Source organism: Micromonospora sp. NPDC049044, assembly GCF_040649215.1.
GTDB lineage: Bacteria > Actinomycetota > Actinomycetes > Mycobacteriales > Micromonosporaceae > Micromonospora.
This window is the reverse complement of sequence record NZ_JBEZFA010000072.1, coordinates 1-18,728: the sequence shown is the minus strand read 5'-3', so window position 1 is coordinate 18,728 and position 18,728 is coordinate 1. Positions and strand designations below refer to the sequence as shown.

Annotated in this window: 15 protein-coding genes; 7 read left to right on the top strand and 8 right to left on the bottom strand. The window is 69.2% G+C overall.

All coding sequences use genetic code 11. From position 1 onward, the window contains the following. Positions 1-136: 136 nt before the first annotated feature. Positions 137-490, bottom strand: a complete 354-nt coding sequence (locus AB0B85_RS33220; protein WP_357413676.1) for a YciI family protein — start codon at positions 488-490, stop codon at positions 137-139. A gap of 193 nt (positions 491-683) precedes the next feature. Between AB0B85_RS33220 and AB0B85_RS33215 the strand changes: the two genes are divergently transcribed. Together AB0B85_RS33215 and AB0B85_RS33210 are read left to right on the top strand one after the other, a co-directional pair. Then, positions 684-1,259 carry an alpha/beta fold hydrolase gene (locus tag AB0B85_RS33215; RefSeq protein WP_357413673.1) on the top strand — a complete coding sequence of 192 codons (576 nt, stop codon included), beginning with the start codon at positions 684-686 and terminating at the stop codon, positions 1,257-1,259. Then, entirely contained in the window at positions 1,256-1,615 is a 360-nt protein-coding gene (locus AB0B85_RS33210) for a hypothetical protein (RefSeq protein WP_357413671.1), read from the top strand. The genes AB0B85_RS33215 and AB0B85_RS33210 overlap by 4 nt, the downstream gene beginning before the upstream one ends. Before the next feature lie 94 nt (positions 1,616-1,709). Here the strand turns inward: AB0B85_RS33210 and AB0B85_RS33205 are convergent, their stop codons facing one another. Beyond that, the gene (locus tag AB0B85_RS33205; RefSeq protein WP_357413669.1) at positions 1,710-3,188 is read right to left on the bottom strand and encodes an arabinofuranosidase catalytic domain-containing protein; all 1,479 of its coding nucleotides are present in this window, start codon (positions 3,186-3,188) and stop codon (positions 1,710-1,712) included. A 402-nt stretch (positions 3,189-3,590) separates the two neighbouring features. Between AB0B85_RS33205 and AB0B85_RS33200 the strand changes: the two genes are divergently transcribed. Next, positions 3,591-4,628: a LacI family DNA-binding transcriptional regulator gene (locus AB0B85_RS33200; RefSeq protein WP_357413667.1), complete on the top strand. Its 1,038-nt coding sequence runs from the start codon at positions 3,591-3,593 to the stop codon at positions 4,626-4,628. Here AB0B85_RS33200 and AB0B85_RS33195 read toward each other — a convergent pair. From AB0B85_RS33195 to AB0B85_RS33180, 4 genes are read right to left on the bottom strand one after another with little or no spacing between them, the layout of a single operon-like run. Beyond that, positions 4,615-6,327, bottom strand: a complete 1,713-nt coding sequence (locus tag AB0B85_RS33195; RefSeq protein WP_357413665.1) for a trehalase family glycosidase — start codon at positions 6,325-6,327, stop codon at positions 4,615-4,617. The two genes, AB0B85_RS33200 and AB0B85_RS33195, sit on opposite strands and share 14 nt — an antisense overlap. 33 nt (positions 6,328-6,360) lie before the next feature. Continuing rightward, a complete protein-coding gene (locus AB0B85_RS33190; RefSeq protein ID WP_357413663.1) occupies positions 6,361-7,185 on the bottom strand; it encodes a carbohydrate ABC transporter permease in 825 nt (274 codons plus the stop codon). Further along, entirely contained in the window at positions 7,182-8,153 is a 972-nt protein-coding gene (locus AB0B85_RS33185) for a sugar ABC transporter permease (protein WP_357413661.1), read from the bottom strand. Before AB0B85_RS33185 ends, AB0B85_RS33190 begins: the two co-directional genes overlap by 4 nt. 18 nt (positions 8,154-8,171) lie before the next feature. Next, entirely contained in the window at positions 8,172-9,410 is a 1,239-nt protein-coding gene (locus AB0B85_RS33180; protein ID WP_357413660.1) for an extracellular solute-binding protein, read from the bottom strand. Between the two features lie 299 nt (positions 9,411-9,709). Here AB0B85_RS33180 and AB0B85_RS33175 point away from each other — a divergent pair, with 299 nt between their 5' ends. Then, a complete protein-coding gene (locus AB0B85_RS33175) occupies positions 9,710-11,545 on the top strand; it encodes an RICIN domain-containing protein (RefSeq protein ID WP_357413658.1) in 1,836 nt (611 codons plus the stop codon). A 179-nt stretch (positions 11,546-11,724) separates the two neighbouring features. After that, positions 11,725-13,314 (top strand): arabinofuranosidase catalytic domain-containing protein, encoded by a 1,590-nt coding sequence (locus tag AB0B85_RS33170; RefSeq protein WP_357413655.1) that lies wholly within the window; start codon positions 11,725-11,727, stop codon positions 13,312-13,314. Between the two features lie 155 nt (positions 13,315-13,469). Here the strand turns inward: AB0B85_RS33170 and AB0B85_RS33165 are convergent, their stop codons facing one another. Then, a complete protein-coding gene (locus AB0B85_RS33165; protein WP_357413653.1) occupies positions 13,470-14,849 on the bottom strand; it encodes a PHB depolymerase family esterase in 1,380 nt (459 codons plus the stop codon). A 266-nt stretch (positions 14,850-15,115) separates the two neighbouring features. On the opposite strand from AB0B85_RS33165, the gene AB0B85_RS33160 reads away from it, so the two are divergent. Together AB0B85_RS33160 and AB0B85_RS33155 are read left to right on the top strand one after the other, a co-directional pair. After that, positions 15,116-16,102, top strand: coding sequence for a PaaX family transcriptional regulator C-terminal domain-containing protein (locus tag AB0B85_RS33160; protein ID WP_357413651.1), 987 nt, complete (start codon positions 15,116-15,118; stop codon positions 16,100-16,102). A 582-nt stretch (positions 16,103-16,684) separates the two neighbouring features. Next, positions 16,685-18,154 carry an endo-1,4-beta-xylanase gene (locus AB0B85_RS33155; protein WP_357413649.1) on the top strand — a complete coding sequence of 490 codons (1,470 nt, stop codon included), beginning with the start codon at positions 16,685-16,687 and terminating at the stop codon, positions 18,152-18,154. A 69-nt stretch (positions 18,155-18,223) separates the two neighbouring features. On the opposite strand, the gene AB0B85_RS33150 is transcribed toward AB0B85_RS33155, so the two are convergent. Then, on the bottom strand, positions 18,224-18,728 hold a 505-nt coding region (locus AB0B85_RS33150), incomplete at its 5' end, for a cellulose binding domain-containing protein (protein ID WP_357413647.1).

Here is an 18,728-nt window from a genome sequence, read left to right as displayed (position 1 = left end):
CGCGGCGGGCCCCCGGCCGGCGGGGCCGTCGCGCCCGGCCTCCGCGGCCGGGGGGGCGGGGGGGGGGCGGTCCCCCCCCCCCCGCCCCGGGGGGGGGGGGGCCCCGCCCCCCCCCCCCCCACGACCGTGTCGTTCATCAGTGGTCGACCACCGGACGGATCTCCACACCGCTGTGTGCCGCCTGCACCTCGGGAAGCAGTGCCGCCAGCGCCAGCACCTCGTCCAGGTCGGCGGCCTCCAGCAGGTAGTAGCCGCCGAGCGCCTCCTTGGTCTCCAGGAACGGACCGTCGGTCGTGTCGAGCTGGCCGAGCGCGTCCGAGCGCAGCGAGGTGGCGGTGGGCGCCGATTCCAACTGGTGCCCGCCGATGATCCGTGCGCCGGCTTCGGCAACGAACGCCACGTGCGCGGCGTCGTGCGCCTTCCACTGTTCGTCGGTCATCGCGTCCCACTGCTGCGCGTCGCCGTAGATGAGGATCATGTACTTGGCCATGTCTCGTATCCCATCGTGTACTGGCCCCGTCGGAGGTGGCCCTTACATTGACGACGAGCCAGCAGGGCTCCGGATCGACAGCCGGGACGACTTTCTCGGTCCGACGACCGGGAAATCATCGCAGGCGCCGAGTGTCGGTGACGAGTGCCCCGGCGGCGCGGCCCGCCCGGGCGGGGCAGGGAGGAGGATCGACGTGGCAACTACCCGGCAGGTTCTGTTCATCCAGGGCGGCGGTGCGGGGGCACACGACGAATGGGACGACAAGCTGGTCGACAGTTTGCGACGCGAGCTCGGCGACGGGTACGAGATCCGCTACCCGCGGATGCCTGACGAGGACGACCCGACCTACGACAGGTGGAGCGCGACGGTCTGGCGGCAGCTCGCCGCCCTGGCCGGTGGTGCGGTCGTCGTCGGTCATTCGGTGGGCGCGACCATCCTCGTCAACGCGCTCGCCGAGCGCCCACCGGAGCGAGAGCTCAGCGCGATCGTGCTAATCGCCGCCCCGTTCGTGGGCCCGGGCGGCTGGCCCGCCGACGAGTTCGAGTTGCCGCCCGACCTCGGTGCGCGGCTGCCGCCGGGAGTGCCGGTGCACGTGTTCCACGGGCTGCGGGATGGCACCGCCGCACCATCGCACGCTGACCTGTACGCCGGCGTCATCCCGCACGCGCGGCTGCACCTGCTGCCCGGGCGTGATCACCAACTCGACGACGACCTGAGCGAGGTGGCAAGAGTGATCGAAGATGTTTCGAGGGAGGTGGGCGACGCGTGACACGTGGACGGGTGTTGGTGGTCGGCCTCGATCCGGTCAGGATCCCCGGCTGGGATCCCGCGCCGGTGGTGGCGGCGATAGCACGCGGTCAGGCCCGCTTCGACGATCTCGGCATCGCGGCCGACCTGTGCCTGGTGGCGCCCGACGAGGACGCCGAGACGGCCATCGTCGAGGCGCTGACCCGGACGGACTACGCCTGCGTGGTCGTCGGCGGCGGCATCCGCAAGCACGAGCCACTACTTGTGCTCTTCGAGAAGGTGGTCAACCTCGTCCGACAGCATGCTCCCGGCGCGGCAATCGCCTTCAACAGCAGCCCCGAGGACACTGCCGACGCCGCGCTGCGCTGGGTGCACTAGGCCACTCCGGTCAGGTGCATCCGACGGTCGCCGGCGGTGCCGCCTCCGCTGGTCGCGCGGAGGCGGCACCGTCGCTCGGGTGGTGGCGCGGGGTTCAGCTGCGGGTGGCCCACTGTTGGTTGGTGCCGCCGTTGCAGGCCCAGAGGATGAGTTTGGTGCCGTTGGCGGTGGCGGCGCCGTTGGCGTCGAGGCAGAGCCCGGACTGGACGCCCGTGATCGTGCCGTTGGCGTTGATGTTCCACTGCTGGTTGGTGCCGCCGTGGCAGTCCCAGATGATCGCCTGGGTGCCGTTGGTGGTGCCTTGGCCGTTGGCGTCGAGGCACTTGTTGCCGTACACCTGGAGTTGTTTGCCTGCGGTGTAGGTCCAGCGTTGTGCGGTGCTGTTGCTGATGCAGTCCCAGAGCTGCACCTGGGTGCCGTTGGTGGTGGTGCCGTTCGGCACGTCGACGCAGCGGCCGGACTGGCCGCCGACGACCTGGACGCCCTGTTGCGGGTTACCGCCAGCGGCCGGCGCGTAACCGGCGGCGGCGATGTTCGCCTGTACGGCGTCCTCGGTCGCGGCCGTCGGGTAGCCGGAGGTCAGCACGCCTTCGAAGAAGGTGCCCCGCCCGGTGATGCTGTTGTCGCCGCCGATGCCGAGCAGGATGGCCCCCTCCTTCTTCATGGGGTGGTAGCCGTTGGGGCGTCGTCCGTCGAAGTAGGTGGTCAGGCCGCCCGACTGGGCGCTTCCGCCCCGGATGGCCCAGTGGTTCGGCTCGCCCTTGACCATTGCCGTGACGAACCGGTGGTTGATGGACGCGATGTTGTTGTAACCCGCGTTGACCCCGGAGAACAGCCCCCACTCCAGGTCGGCCATGATCCAGGGCCCGGCGCCGGCGCCGTAGCCCCACTGCTTGTTGGCGCCGAAGTAGACGGTTTCCATGATGGCGCGTTCGTCGGCCTGGACGTTGGTCTGCGCGTTGCCGTAGTCGAAGCAGCACCACTGGTTGTAGTGCGTGCCGTCCACGACGGCGTAGATGCCCTCGGGCTGGTCGCCTGTCGCGACGCCGTTCGTGTTGTTGTTGCGGTAGCCGGTGCCGGGGGCGATGTAGACGCCGTACGCCTTCTGGCCGCCGATGGTGACCGGTGCCGCCTTCGCGTCGGCGAGGTTGTCGTACCCGCCGGGGGCGGGGCCGACGAAACCGCCAGGAGGTGCCTGGGTGAGGCGGTTGTTGCGGCCGGACTGGTCGTAGAGGACGGTGATGACGCAGTTGGTGTTGGCGCAGAACGAGTCCTGCGTGGCGGCGTTGACGAGGCCGCCCTCGCTCAGCACGCCGATGTCGCGGGTGGTGTTGTCCGAGGAGCGCCGGACCTGGTAAAGCGGGCCGTTGTACGCGCCGTACAGCGCGCGGGTGGTGCTGTGGGCGGCCACGCAGGGGGTGCCACCCGAGGCGTAGATGTCGCACGGTCCGGTGCCGGCGGCGTGGGCGACTCCCGGCGCGTCCGAGACCACGTAGATGCTGGCGCCGAAGGCGAGAACCAGCAGGGTTCCCGCAGCGGCCATCAGGCGACGCAGTCGTCTCTTCACATTCATCGGATCCTCTCGCGGTGTGGTGGGGCGTGGCGGTGACGGTGGAGCTGGTGCTGGCGCACTGACCGCCGGGCCGGCGTGGTCAGCGCCGTCGGTGGCGCACGGCGATGCGTGGGGTTCCGCCCGGAATGGATGACCGCGGCGCGGGTTTGGACCGCTATCGGTTCCCGGCTACGTCACACGTCACACGTTTTTACATTAATGGGCGTCCATGTGTTGCGCTAGCTTCCGCGCTCATCGGGATTGGCATCGCCAGCCATCCGTCTCGCGGAGTGCCGGAATCGTCGGTTCTGCCGGTGCTGGCGGCGAACTTCCAGACGTCGGCCCGAGAACCAGGACGGATATGCTCGTCAGCGAAAACAGTGCGTCCCCGTGTCGGGGCAATAATCGATTCGAGGGCGCGGTATGAACATCGGGGAGATCGCCCGCCGGGCGGGAGTGTCCCGCAGCACCGTGTCGTACGTGCTGAGTGGGAAGCGGACCGTGTCGGAGACGACCCGGCAACGGATCCAGGCGGTCATCGACGAGTTGGACTACCGACCGAACGCCAGTGCCCGCGCGCTGAAGGAGGGGCGCACCCGCACCCTCGGCCTGGTCATTCCCCCGGCGAGCCAGCGGTTGACCGACATGCAGTTGGGTTTCGTCGCCAGCGTCGTCGAGGCGGCCGCTCGCCATGACCTCGATGTGCTGCTGTCCCCGTCCGGTGGTGACCATGACCGGTCGTTCGAGCGGATCGTCACCGGGCGTCGGGTGGACGGCGTGGTCCTGATGGAGATCCGCCTGGCCGACGACCGGGTGACCCGCCTGACCAGAGCCGGCCTGCCGTTCGTCACGATCGGGCGGACAGCCGAACCACACGACACGAGCTGGATCGACATCGACTACGCCGGGCTGATCGCCCGTTGCGTGCACCACCTGGCAGATCTGGGGCACCGGCAGGTGGCGCTGGTGAACCGCTCGGCCGAGTTGGTAGCGGCGGGTTACGGCCCCAGTCATCGCGCGCTTGCCGGCTTCCGGGCGGCGGCTGTCGAGCGGGGCCTGATCGGCGCGGAGGTCTGCTGCGGCGACGACACCGCCTCCGGCGAGGCGTGCGTGGAGCAACTGCTGGTGACGCACCCCGACGTCACGGCCATCGCCACCATCAACGAGGCCGCGCTGCCCGGAATGCAGCGTGCGCTGACCGGCGCCGGTCTGTCCGTGCCCCGCGACTTCTCCGTCACCGGTGTCGCCGCCCAACACTGGGCGGAGGACTTCCGCCCGCCGCTCACCGCCGCGGATGTGCCGATGGTCGAGATGGGCGCCGAGGCCGTGTCGCTGCTGCTGGAGAGCATCGCCGCCCCCGACGCCGTGCCACGCCACCGGCTGTACAGCCCGCCCATCTCGTTGCGCGCCAGCACCGGCCCGGTCCCGGCCCGGCGAGTGGACGCCGCTACCCCTTCGTAGCCCGCCGCTCCTCCTGACCGGCGGCCAGGATGAGATAGCTGCTGGCGGTCCAGGTGTACGCGCGGTCCCGGAGCCCGGCCCCGGTCTCGGCGTCGAAGTTCTCCGCGAATCCGGACTTCTCACACAGCGCCAGGAACCGTCGACTGATCTCGTCGGCGATCCTGGTCTGCCCGGCCCGCCGCAGGCCGTCCTCGACCAGAACTGTCGACGGTGCCCAGATCGGGCCACGCCAGTAGCCGTCGGCGAGATAGTGCGCCGAGTCGACCGGCTCGGTGGCCAGCCCGTGGGTGGTCAGGTGGGTTTCGACCCCTCGGGCCAGCGCGGCGGCGACCGGCGCGGGCAGGTCGGCGCCGAGCGCGACGGGCATCAGATCGAGCAGGCTGCGACTTGCCCGCCGCTTGCCGGTGTGCGGGTTGCGGGAGGTGAAGCGGTCACCGTCCCACAGGTCCCGCAGCATGGCGGCATGGATCCGGTCGGCCTCCCGGGACCACTGCTCGGCGGGCTCACCCAGCTCGCTGGCGAGGTCGGCGAGGCAGCGCAGCTGCGACACCAGGAACGCGGCGAGGTCGGCCGTCTGGAGCACCCGGTCGACGTCGAAGGTTGTCGCGTTGTCCCAGCCGCTGTCGTTGCCGTGCTGGTAGTGGGGCAGCTCGTGGCCGGGGGCCCGACGCGCGTCGAGCCAGAACCGGGTCCAGTGGGCCAGCCGGTCGTACGTCTGCGCCAACGCCGCCCGGTCGGGTGGCTGGGGTAGGCGGCGGCGCAGGTGCCGGAGGGCCCAGCCGTGGATGGGTGGCTTGACGTAGTTGTGCAGCACCTCGGAGTGCGTGACCGAGTCGGGTAGGGCACCTGCCTCGTCCTGGTGGTCGAAGGGCAGGTGGAACTGGTGCCAGGCCAGCTCCGGCTCGCCGGCGGCCAGGGCGATCGCGTTGAAGCAGTGGTCCCAGCTCCACACCTTGTCCATCCAGTGCTTGGACATCAGCACCGCGGGCCGGGTGACGAAGCCCGCCGGGGCGACGGTGGCGGACCACAGGACGTACGCGGCGAGTTCGGCGGCCGGGGTCTCCGCGCCGCGCCACGGTGCGACAGCGTCCACGAAGGCGCTGAACTCGGCGGCCCGGTCGCGGCACAGTTGGTCGAAGGCGACCGACCCCACGTACGGGCGGCGGGCGGTGGCGTACTCCTCGATCGCGATCTCCCAGGGTTGGTCACCGGGAAGGTCCACGCACCGGTCCGCGGCGCCGAGCGCCTCGACGCCGGTGGTCCGTTGGAGCGCACCGGAGAGCACCGTGATCCGGTAGCGGCGACCGGTCTCGTACGAGGTGAACACGTGGGAGCCGTCGACCGGGTCGTGGTAGAGGTAGGTGCCGCTGAACGGGGTGAGGGTGCGCGCCGCCGCGGCCACCCGCAGGCCGAGCCGTCGGCCCCGGACCCGCAGGGTGTCCGGGCCGTCGTAGACCGCCTCGATCCGGCCGGTGCCGTTGCGCCAGGTCAGCAGGGCGGGGGTGGCGACGACAGTGGCATCGGCGGCCGTGGGGCAGAACTGTAGTACCGGATGTAGCCCGTTCTGGTGGGAGACCAGGTGCAGATCGTCGGCGTACGTCTTCTCGGCGACCACCGGGGAGATGTTGAACCAGGCTCCTCGGTAGCTGAACGGGATGTCCTGGACGGGGAACTCCGGACCGGACGGGGCGACGGTCATGGGTGGCGGATGCCTTTCTGTGGTGCGGGGTGGTCAGTCCTTGACGGCGCCGGCGGTCACGCCCATCGAGACGTAGCGCTGGGCCAGGATCAGCAGCACCGCGGCGGGGATGGAGGCGACGACAGCGGTGGCCATGATGGCGTTCCACTGCTGGTTGTTGTTGCCGATGTAGTGGTAGATGCCGAGGGTGATCGGCTGCCTGTCGCCGCCACCGGCAAGGGTCGAGGCGAAGATGAAGTCCGACCACGACCACAGGAACGCGAACAGCGACACCGTGACGATCGAGTTGCGGCTGACCGGCAGCACGATCGACCAGAAGGTCCGCAGCCGACCAGCGCCGTCGACCACTGCCGCCTGGAGCAGCTCGTCGGGGATGCCGGACATGAAGGCCGTGAAGATCAGCACAGCGAACGGCACCGCCAGCGTCGAGTCGGCCAGGATCAGGCCGGGCAGTGTGTTCAGGACGCCGAGACTGAGGTAGATGGCGTAGAAGCCCATCGCCATGATGATGCCCGGGATCATCTGCGCGATGAGCAGGACGAAACTCAGTGCGGTGCCGCCGGGTGGCCGCAGTTTCGCGAGCGCGTACCCGGCGGGGGCGGCCAGCGCCACGGTGAGCGCCACCGTACCGAGACCGACCAGGAAGCTGGTGCCGAGGTACGGCAACTGTTGGTCGAGTACGGCCCGATAGCCGTCGAGTGTGCCGTTTGTCGGGAACAGGTGCGGGGGAGTGGCCCGCATGTCCTGGTCCCGGGTGAACGACACGTTGATCATCCAGTAGACGGGGAAGAGCATCAGCCCGGTGAGCACCAGACCGACCGCGGTCTTCCACCAGACCCGGGGGGTGGAGGTGGTCATTGCAGGTTCTGCTTCCGCTGGATCCGGATGTAGAGGAGCCCGGCGATCAGGGCCATCACGATGAGCAGGTTGCCGACGGCCGCACCCGGACCGAACTCGGGCAGCAGGTTGCCGAAGCCGAGTCGGTAGGACCAGGTCGCGAGGGTGGCGGAGGAGTTGGTAGGGCCACCCTTCGTCATGATCCAGATGATGTCGAAGACCTTCAGCGTGTAGATCAGCCCCAGCAGCAGCGTGATCGCGGAGACGGGGCGGAGCAGCGGAAAGGTGATCCCCCGGAACCGTTGCCAGCTCGATGCGCCGTCGAGCGCGGACGCCTCGTACATCTCGACCGGGATCGCCTGTAGCCCGCTGTACAACACCACCAGGTTGAACGGGATGCCGATCCAGATGTTCGCGATGATCACCGAGGTCAGCGACCAGCCCGGCGAGGTGAGCCAGTTGACCTGGTCGATCCCGACGACACCGAGTGCCGCGTTGACCAGCCCGGAATCGCTGTTGAGCAGCCACGACCAGGTCGAGGCCGAGACGATCAGCGGCAGCAGCCACGGTACGAGGATCAACGCCCGCAACGTACGCGACAGTGGGAAGTGCTGGTGGAAGAAGAGCGCCAGGGCCATGCCGATGCTGAACTGGAAGACGAGCGACGCGGCGGTGAAGATCAGGGTGTGCGCCAGTGTGGACCCGAAGGCCGGATCGGTCAGGACGGTCCGGTAGTTGTCGAGCCCGGCGAATGGCGCGCCGCCCTGCACGAACGAGCGGACGGTGTACTCGCGCAGGCTCAACTCGAGATTGCGGTAGAGCGGGTAGGCGTAGAAGGCCAGCAGGTAGAGGGTCACCGGTGCCAGGAAGCCCCAGGCCAGCCAGCGGTTGGGTCGACGGGCGCGGGACGGGGGCGGCCCGGGTGGGGCGAACTTCGCCGCCCCACCCGGATCCGGTACGGCAGTGGTGCTGTCTGTCGTGGGGAGCATGGTGTCGGTTCGGCGCGATTACCTGGTCGCGGCCTGAGCGGCGGTAAGCGCCTCGCGTGGTGACTTCCCACCGCTGAGGGCCGCCTGTACAGCGGTCCACAGGGACTCCGAGATCTTCGGGTACTTCGTGCCGAGGTTGTCACCGGTGCGGCCCTTGGCTGCCCGGACCGCCTCCACCCAGACCTTCAGCTTGGGGTCGGCCGCGGCCTGCCGATCCTGCACGGCGGCGACTGGGGCGACGTAGGAGAGCGTCGTGTCGGTGGTGAGCAGGTTGTCGGCATTGGTGAGGCAGGCGACGATCTTCTGTGACGTCTCGTACCGGCTGGTCTTCTTCTGCACCGGGATGGAGACGAACTCGCCGCCGGTGGGTGCCGGTGCCGGGCCGCCGGCGCTGGCCGGGATCGCGATGGTGCCGTAGGAGAAGCCGAGCTTCTCCGCGTTGGCCAGCTGCCAGGTGCCGTTCTCGGCGAACGCGTAGTCGCCGGTCGCGAACTCCTGCCAGCTCGTGGTCTGGGTGTTGTTGATTACCGAGTTCGGCGCGAGGCCCTGCTTGAGCCAGTCGGTCCAGAGCGTCAACGCGGACACCGCCTGCGCCGAGTCCAGACTGGTCAGTTGGGCGCCCGAGCCCCAGAACCAGGGCAGGAACTGGAAGCTGCCCTCCTCGGTGCCGATCGCGGAGAAGGTGATGCCCTTCTTCCCCTTGGCCTTGATGGTGGTGAGGGCCGCGGTCAGCGACGGCCAGTCCTTGATCGAGGCCGGATCGACACCGGCGGCGGTCAGCAGGTCCTTGTTGTAGTAGAGAGCCAGGGTGTTCGCCCCGATCGGCACCCCGTACGTCTTGCCCGTGCTCTGACCGGCGCCGAGCAGGTTCGGGGCCATCGCCGAGACGTCGAGCTTGTTGTCGTCGGTGGTGGTGAGCGCGCCGGCCTCGGCCAGTGTCGAGATGACCGGGTTGTCGACGATCAGCACGTCCGGTGAGTTGCCCTGCTGCGCGGCGAGCAGTGCCTTGTTCGTCAGGTCGGTGGTGTCGTAGCCGGTCCGCTCGACCGTCGCCCCCGCCGAGGTGCCGCACTTCTTGAGCAGTGCGACCCACTCGGAGTCGGCGGCGAACTGCGGATAGGGGTCCCAGACGAGGTAGGCGCCGCCGCCGTCGCCGGACCCGTCGCCGGAGGACGACGAGCAGGCGCTACCGGTCACTGCGGCGAGTGCTATCACGGCGACGGCGGCCAGGCGCCGTCGACGACTGAGTCCTGTCATGTGGTGCCTCACTTCAGTCGATCGTCAGGTGGGGTGTGCGGGTTGACCGTCGGGGGTCGGACGCCGTCCGACCATGAGGCGAACCGATTCGACAAATCGGTTCGCACGAAGATAGGTCCGTCGCTGCCGGCTGGTCAAGGGATGGCCTGACGTTCTCAAGGTTGCGCTGTGAAACGCCACCTTCACCGCGTCGTCACTTCATTGACATGGTTCAGTCTCTGGTCCTACGATCCGTGCGAATCGATTCGCAAGCGCAGCCCTCCGGAGAGCGTCCCCCGCGCCCCACCAAGGAGCCGCCCGTGAAAACCCCGTCCCCCGGCAGGTCACGACGAGCCCGCGCGCTCGTCGCTCGACTCGTGGTCGGCCTGCTCGCCGCCACCACCGCCGTCAGCGTCGCCGCGTCCCCGGCCCAGGCCGCCGACGAGTCGATAAGCGTCAACTTCGCCACGGACAACGGCACGCCGACCTACCGCGCGTCCGGCTGGATCTACGGCATGACCGAGAACGCCAGCGGTCCGGCCGACCACTTCTACCGCGACGTCAAGTTCCAGTACATGCGCGCCGGTGGCGCGCAGCTCGCGGGCAGTGGCTGGGTCGGCGGCACCTACGACCGCCGGTGGAACTCCACACTCGCCCAGGCGCGTCGGACCACCGCCCTCGGCGGGAAGTTCATCATCCTGCCGCACGACCTGTGGGGTGCCGACGGCGCCGGAATCTCGCGCTTCCCCGGCGACAACGGCAACTGGACCGACTACGACAACTTCCTGACCCGGCTCATCACCGATGTCCGGGCGTCGGGGCTGAACGTGCAGTGGGACATCTGGAACGAACCGAACATCACCATCTTCTGGAACCGCCCGATCTCCCAGTACCTCGAGTTGTGGCGCCGCACCTACCAGCGCCTGCGGGTGGAGTTCCCCAACCAGCTCATCGTCGGTCCCAGCTGTGCCTGTGTCCCGTCGACCAACCACGCCTTCTGGAACCAGTACCTGGACTTCGTCCGCTCGACGAACACGGTGCCGGACATCATCAGCTGGCACTCGCTGCCGGGCGACCCGGTCGCCAACGTCGCCGCCGCGAACGCCACCCTCGACCCCCGTGGCATCGCCCACCCACGGCCCTACCAGATCAACGAGTACGGCGCGCCCGACGAGCAGAACCCGGCCGACGGCGCCTGGTACATCGCGCGGCTGGAACGGGCGCGGGCCGACGGCCTGCGGGCGAACTGGGCCAGCGGGGGCAGCCTGCACAACGACCTCGGCAACCTGTTGATCCGCAACTCGGCCGGCCAGCACCAGCCCAAGGGGGAGTGGTGGAACTACCGCTACTACGCCTCCCAGACCGGGCAGATCGCCGCGGTCACGCCCAGCCAGTCGTACGACGCGTTCGCCACCAAGGCGACCGGCACCGCGAAGGTCCTCATCGGTGGTGGTCGTACCACCGGGAACCTGAGCGTCAACCTGCAACGCCTGGACACCACGAGCGGCATCGTGGAGAACAACCAGGTCCGGGTGCTCACCCAACGCATCCCGCACAACGGCGGTGGTGCCGTGCCGGGGCCGATCACGGTCTCCAACAGCGTGGTCGGCGTGTCAAACACCAACGTGACAGTGAACGTGCCGTTCACCAACCAGACCGACACCTACACCGTCACCCTGCTGCCCCCGTCCGACGGTGGCTTCCAGTCGGTGGCGGTGGCCCAGCACTCCCAGCAGTGCCTCAACAACCCGGGCCAGGGCACCGCTGACGGCAACGTCCAGCAGCAGAACTACTGCGACGGCGGTGACCAGCAGGTCTGGAACTTCCGGCCGGTCGCCGGCGTGGCCAACACGTACACCGTTGTCAACCAGCAGAGCGGCAAGTGCCTCGACGTCAGCGGGGTGTCCACCGCCGACGGCGCCGCGGTGCACCAGTGGACCTGCCTGAACAGCTCCAACCAGCAGTTCACTCTCCGCCGGGTGACCTACTCGGGCAACGACTCGCACGACTACCAACTCGTCGCCCGGCACAGCGGCAAGTGTGTGGACGTCAGTGGTGTCTCCACGGCGGCCGGCGCGCTTGTCCACCAGTGGACCTGCAAGGCGGTCAACCAGGGCAGCACGTTGAACCAGACGTGGCGGATCCTGGGGCGGTAGTCGTCCCGGGGGGTGATGCGCTGGCTGTCCGCCCAGCAGCCAGCGCGTCACCGGACGCCACATTCATTGACATGAATTAAACAAAGGTCATACCATTCGCTGCGATCCGCCATCGCCACCACCCGCCCGTGGCGCGTCGACGATCCCCCCGCGCTTCCACGACTCCGAGGAGCCACCTCGTGCGAACCCCGTCCCGCAGTGGGCCAGGAACAGCCCGCGACCTCATCCCGAGACGCCAACGCGTCCGACGTCTGACCCTCCTGGCTGGCGCCCTGGCCGGGGTGCTCGTCGTCGTCGGCATCGGCGTCGGCACCACCCCCGCCAGCTCGCCGTTCGCCGCCGAGGCCGCCGCGGCGGCGACCATCGAGCCGGGGCAGAGCACCCGGATCGTCGGCGCGCCATCCGGTCGCTGCCTCGAGGTGCCCAACTCCAGCACCACGAACGGCACCCAGACGCAACTCTGGGACTGCAACGGCACCGCCGGCCAGACCTGGACCTGGACGTCGAGCAAGCAACTGCAGGTGTACGGCAACAAGTGCCTGGACGCGTCCGGCCGGGGCACCACCAACGGCACCCAGGCGATCATCTGGGACTGCAACGGCCAGAACAACCAGCAGTGGAACGTCAACAGCAACGGCACCATCACCGGCGTGCAGTCCGGGCTCTGCCTCGACGCCAACGGCGCCGCCACCGCGAACGGCACCAAGATCATCCTCTGGGCCTGCAACGGCGGCGCCAACCAGCAGTGGTCCTCGCCGAACACGCCGCCGACCAGCGCGCCCCCGACCAGCGCACCGCCGAGTGGTGCGCGCCCGTGTGACATCTACGCCTCCGGCGGCACTCCGTGCGTCGCGGCGCACAGCACCACCCGGGCGCTCTACGCGGCGTACACCGGCAACCTCTACCAGGTCCGGCGCTCGTCGGACAACACGACGCGCAACATCGGGCTGTCCGGCGCGGGCGGCACCGCCAACGCCGCGACACAGGACTCCTTCTGCACCGGCACCACCTGCGTGATCACCGTTGTCTTCGACCAGTCCGGGCGTGGGAACGACCTCTGGTACCAGGGGTCGAGCGTGGTTCCGGGCAGCCCGCAGAGCCGGCCGGCGGTCGCGACGACCGAGTCGCTGACCGTGGGCGGCGCCAAGGCGTACTCGCTCTACATCAACCCCGGTAACAGCTACTGGCGCGACGGGCACCTCACCGGCGTGCCGACCGGTGCCGCTCCCGAGGGCATGTACATGGTGACAAGTGGCACCCACGTCAACAGCGGCTGCTGCTTCGACTACGGCAACAGCGAGACGACGCGCAAGGCCGACGCCGCGGGGGCGATGGACGCCATCAACTTCAGCAAGCAGTGCTGGTTCGGCGGCTGCTCGGGCAGCGGGCCGTGGGTGCAGGCGGACCTCGAGTGGGGTCTCTTCCCCGGCGGCAGCCAGAGCTGGAACCCGAACCAGCGCGCCTTCACCAGCAAGTTCGTGACCGCGACCCTCAAGAACAACGGCACCAGCCGCTTCGCCATCAAGGGCAGCGACGCCCAGTCCGGCAGCCTCTACACGCTGTACGACGGCTCGCTCCCGCCCGGATACAGCCCGATGAAGAAGCAGGGCGCGATCATCCTGGGCAGTGGCGGTGACTGCTGCAAGCCCGACGGCGGCGCGAACCTCAGCGCCGGCACGTTCTACGAGGGTGCCATGGTCGCCGGCTACCCGTCCGACGCGACCGAGAGCGCCGTGCAGGCCAGCGTGGTGGCCGCCGGCTACCGCTGACCCCGGCGGCGACGCCAGCACGACGTGCGCCGGTCACCATCGGATGGTGACCGGCGCACGCTCTCGTCGACGCCCGCCGGCTCCGACCGGCGGTCGCGACCGCCGACGCTCCGGGGAGGTACGCGTGGCGTGCGTCCCCGGAGTGCCGCTGCGGGTCAGGCCACCGAGCAGGACGCGCCGTTGAGCGTGAACGAGCTCGGCCTGGCGGTGTTACCGGTGTGGGTGGCCTGGAAGCCCACTGTCACTGAGCCGTTGCTGGGGATGCCGGCGTTGTAGCCGACGTTCCTTGCCGTCACCTGCCCCGAGTTGGGGGAGTAGGAGGCGTTCCAGCCCGAGGTGATGGTCTGGCCGCCGGGCAGGGTGAACACCAGGGACCAGCCGTTGACGGCGCTGGTGCCGGTGTTGGTGACTGTGATGTTCTCGGTCAGCCCGTTGTTCCAGGCGTTGACGGCGACCGTCACCCGGCAGGCACCGGAGTCCGGCGGCGGGGTGGTGGGGTTCGGCGGTGGCGTGGTCGGGTTCGGCGGCGGGGTGGTGGGGTTCGGTGGCGGCGTGGTCGGGTTCGGCGGCGGGGTCGTCGGGTTCGGCGGCGGCGTGCTCGGGTTGGTCAGGCCGAAGAACTGGATGGCGGACGCGGCCATGCCGCTGGCGGGCAGACTGTGCCCGGCACCCTGGATGCTGTACGCCTCGACCTGAACCGTCCCGCTGCTGTCGGCGTACCTGCGCCGGTTCCAGTTCGGCTGCGGGGTGTCGGTGGAGGTGGGCGTCTGGCTCAGCCCGAACACGTTCGTCCACTGCTCGATCGACTCCTGCAACAGCGAGTACGGCACGAGGGTGTCGCTGGTGCCGTGCCACAACTGGATGCGCGGGCGGGGCCCGGTGTAGCCCGGGTACGCCTGGCGGACCGCGTCACCCCACTGCTGGGGCGTGCGGTTCATGTTTCCGCCGGTGCACTGGCTGCTGCCAGGCGGGTAGTCCGCAGCGTTGGCAAAGCAGTTGTACGGCACACCCATGAACGCGGCGCCAGCCTTGAACACGTCGGGATAGAGGGCCAGCATGTGGTTGGTCATCATGCCGCCGGACGAGCTGCCGGTGGCGTAGACCCGGTCCGGGTCGGCCGCGTACTGCTGCTGCACGTGCCGGATCATCGACACGATGGACACCGGGTCACTGCCCCCGCCGCGCCGCTTGGCGGCGTCGGACCAGGTGTCGAAGCAGTTGCCGAAGCCGGCCTGCTGGGTGGCGGACGGGTAGATCACGATAAATCCGTACCGGTCGGCGAGGCTGGCGAACTCGCTGCCGGAGTAGAAGCCGGGGCCGGACCCGCCGCAGCCGTGCATGGCCACGATTGTCGCCGGCCGGGCCGGGCGGTTGTCCGGCACGTAGACGTGCATCCGCATCCGGCCGGGGTTGTCACCGAAGCTCGTCACCTCGGTCAGTGACGCCGCGTACGCGGGTCGGCTCGCGGGGACCGCCAGACCGGCCGCCACCAGCGACACCGCGAGGGTGAGCAGCAGTTTCCTTCTGATTCTCAACGGACGACTCCTTTGCTTGCCTGTGCAGGCTGTGGATGGCGCGCGATCCGCCCGCGGGTATGCCCAAGACCCGCCGTGATCGCACGATGCCCGCTACCGGTGGCTCGCCCTGCCCGGCTCCGGACCACATCGCGTGGCGATCAGTGTTCTCCTCGGACCAACAAGTGTCAATCGATGTACTTCTATCGGGTGTGGGCCCGTCGACGCCGGCTCGACGGCGCGCCGTCTACAGTCGTCACACCGTCCCTGAAAAGCACGGAGCGCCTGTGGCAAACCCGTTCGACATCGACGAGATCTACCCCGACGACGGAGACCAACCGCTCCGCCTGCCCCGGCGGCAGGTCGGCAACTCGCCGCAGGGCGTCACGGTGACCCTGCTTGCGGATTACACACTGCGGACTCGGGCCGCGATCCCGTCCGCCGCCATCGTGGCGCTGCTCGCGGAGAGCGGGGTGACCACGGCCGGCGCGCGCACCGCGATCAGCCGGCTGGCCCGGCGCGGCGTCCTGGAAGGCAGCCGGCTGGGACGGCGTAGTTCCTACCGACTCAGCCGCGCGGCCGCTGCCAACCTCTCCGCCGGCGGCAGGTGGATCCTCGCCTCGACCAGCTCGACAGTGCGGTGGGACGGATGCTGGACGATAGTCGCGTTCTCGCTACCGCAGGACCGGAGTGCCCAACGCCGGGCCCTTCGTGCTCAGCTGCGGTGGCTCGGCTACGCGCCGTTGTACGACGGACTGTGGATCTCGCCGGACGAGTTGACCCCTGTTGCGCGGGCCCAGCTCGACCAGCTCACCCTCGGTGCCGTCACGGTGTTCCGCGGGCGGCAGACCGCGATCGCGTCCGCCATCCACCGCGCCCCGATCGAGGCCTGGGACATCGCGGAGATCGGCCGGAGCTACCAGGCGTTCCTCGCGCACTGGACGGCGGTGTTGCCCCGGGTGGCAGCCGGCGAGATCGACGGAGCGGCCGCGGTGCGGGCCCGGACCGAGGTGATGGACACCTTCCGGCGCTTTCCCGTCCTCGACCCGCGGTTGCCCCTGGAACTCCTGCCGGAGAAGTGGCTCAGGAGGCCGGCCCGGGAGTTGTTCGAGGCCGTCTACGACGGCCTCGGGGCGCCGGCCGAGCGACACGTCCGTGCGATCGTCGCCCGGTTCGCCGATGGCGAGCTGCCCGGCATCGAGGCCCACACCACCGCCGACCTCCTGACTGGAGTACGCCCCCACGTGCGGCCCGCGGAGCCGGCCCACGGCTGAGCCGCTTGTTGATCGCGGCCCGCCGCGCGGTGGCCCGGGTAGCTGGGTGCGTGGTCCGGGCCGGGTCGGCGGCAACCCGTCCGAGAGTGACCCCGCCCGTACACCGGGTGGCTGAGCACCGCCCTGTGAGCGATAACAGTGGCATCGAGATCGGCGCGTGCGCGAGGCGTGTCAGGCGCCGCTGATCCCCAGCAAGGCAGCGCGTCGCCACGACGGTGACGAGGCAGGCTTCGGCGGAACCTGACCTCGACAGCATCGATACAGGCTTATGTTACGCCTTGACGAACGTCATGTTATCGCTCACCCTCGATATCGAGGAAGGCAGCACCTGTGGCTCACCGGGCGAGCCGCCGCCGACCCTCAGGATCACGACGTCCCAGGGCATGCGGACGTCGATCAAGCGTCTTCGGCAGCGGTGTCAGCCTGCCGGACGACGGGTGTCGGTACCCACGGTCGGCACCTACCGCACCGCTGCCAACCAAAGCTGAGCGCGTCGTGATCCACGCCAGCTTCCCGGACCGACGCTGGCGAGAGAGTGGCACGTCACCACCACCGTTGCGACCACCACCGAAAAGGAACGACATGAAACCCAAGAGAACTCTGCTGGCGGCGGCGACCCTCGCCGTCGCCCTCACCGCGGGAATGACGGCGGTGCTCGCCCCCACGGCCAGCGGTGCCGGCACCACCCTGAAGGCGGCGGCGGCCGAGAAGGGCCGCTACTTCGGCGCGGCCGTCGCGGTGAACAAGCTCTCCGACAACGCGTACGTGACGATCCTGAACCGCGAGTTCAACAGCGTCGTACCCGAGAACGAGATGAAGTGGAGCTCGACCGAGCCGCAGCAGAACTCCTTCACCTACTCCGGTGGTGACCGGCTGGTCAGTCACGCGCAGGCCAACGGCATGAGCGTCCGGGGCCACACGCTGTTGTGGCACGCGCAGCAGCCGGGCTGGGCGCAGGGCATGTCGGGCAGCGCGTTGCGCAACGCGGCGATCAACCACGTCACGCAGGTGGCAACGCACTTCCGGGGCAAGATCTACGCGTGGGACGTGGTGAACGAGGCGTTCGCCGACGGTGGCAGCGGTGGGCGGCGTGACTCGAACCTGCAGCGCACCGGCAACGACTGGATCGAGGCGGCGTTCCGGGCCGCGCGGGCGGCGGATCCGGGTGCGAAGTTGTGTTACAACGACTACAACACCGACGGGATCAACGCGAAGTCGACGGGGATCTACAACATGGTGCGGGACTTCAAGTCCCGTGGTGTGCCGATCGACTGCGTGGGTTTCCAGTCGCACCTGGGCACCACGCTGGCGTCGGACTACCAGGCCAACCTGCAGCGTTTCGCCGACCTCGGCGTGGACGTGCAGATCACCGAGCTGGACGTGATGACCGGCGGCAACCAGGCCAACATCTACGGCGCCGTGACCCGCGCGTGCATGAACGTCTCACGCTGCACCGGCATCACCACCTGGGGCGTGCGCGACTGCGACTCGTGGCGTGGGTCGGACAACGCCCTGCTCTTCGAGTGCAGCGGCAACAAGAAGGCGGCGTACACGAGCGTCCTGAACGCCCTCAACGCCGGCTCGACCACGCCGACCACGCCCCCGCCGAGCAGCGGGGTGGACACCAGCGCCTGGTACGTGTTGCTGAACCGCAACAGCGGAAAGGCGTTGGACCTGTATGCCTCGGCAACGAACGACGGCGCCCGGATCAGTCAGTGGTCACGGAACAACGGCACCAACCAGCAGTGGCAGTTCGTGGACTCGGGGGGCGGCTACTACCGGCTGAAGTCCCGCCTCTCCGGCAAGGTGTTGGACGTCTACAACTTCTCCACCGCCGATGGTGCGGCGATCGTGCAGTGGAGCGACGGCAACGGCACGAACCAGCAGTTCCGGCTCGCCCAGTCGGCCGACGGTTACCTGCGGGTGATCAACCGCAACAGCGGCAAGGCCGTCGAGGTGCAGGGCGCCTCCACCGCTGACGGCGGAAACATCGTCCAGTACAGCGACTGGGGCGGCACCAACCAACAGTGGCAGCTGGTCCGCATCGGATAACGACCGGCCGGCGTCTGGCTGGAAACCGCAGCGGCCCGCCCCATCCGTCGGGGCGGGCCGCTGCGGCTGTCAGTCGGCCGTACAGCTCAGGCTGGTCGGCGGCTGGCTGCCGGCGCTGAGGTAGCCCACGGTGGTGGACGCTCCGACCGCGAGCTGTCCGTTGTAGCTGGCGTTGGTCACTGTCACCTGGTTGCCCTGTTGGCTGAAGCTACCGTTCCAGACCTGGGACACCGTCTGCCCGGAGGGGAAGGTGGCGGTCACCTGCCATCCGGTGGTCGGGGTGGAACCGGAATTGGTGATGGTGAACCTGCCCTCGAAGCCGCCCTGCCAGGAGTTGACAACGGTGTTGGCGACCCCACAGGACTGACCACCCGGAACCGTCGGCGTCGGCGTCGGCGTGGTGGTGGGCGTCGGAGTTGGAGTGGGCGTCGGGGTAGGCGTCGGGGTGGGCGTGGGGGTGGGCGTGGGGGTGGGATCGACGCCGGTGCCGCTGAACTGCCACCAGTTGATGTTGAACAGGGTGCCGGTGCCGCCGGCGAAGCGGAGATACAGGTCATGGGTGCCGGTGGCGCCG